Here is a 263-nt window from a genome sequence, read left to right as displayed (position 1 = left end):
CACGGCTTCCTCTGCACAGTTCGAGAAATTTGTACTTTCAGACGACCCATCTGTTCCAATCATCATTCAGCTGAAGGGGGAGATAAAGAGCGGGGATGCTGAGGAGTTTGAGCGTCTCGTTGAAGGGCAATCTAAGTTGACGCTGGTGCTTGACAGCCCGGGCGGGCTGGTAAGGGAGGCGCTTCGTATTGGTGCAACCATCCGACTTCGCAACTTCGCAACAATGGTGACTGCCGATAGTGAATGCTATTCGGCTTGTGGGC

Annotated in this window: 1 protein-coding gene; it reads left to right on the top strand. The window is 53.2% G+C overall.

Annotated features, from left to right (window positions below; all coding sequences use genetic code 11):
• Window positions 1-263, top strand: a 263-nt coding sequence (locus R0J87_RS21515; RefSeq protein ID WP_498888840.1) for a hypothetical protein, incomplete at both ends; no start/stop codon positions are given.

Origin of the sequence: Halomonas sp. SIMBA_159, from assembly GCF_046536035.1 — a bacterium.
Lineage (GTDB): Bacteria > Pseudomonadota > Gammaproteobacteria > Pseudomonadales > Halomonadaceae > Vreelandella > Vreelandella venusta_A.
This window is presented reverse-complemented; position numbering and strand designations above follow the sequence as displayed.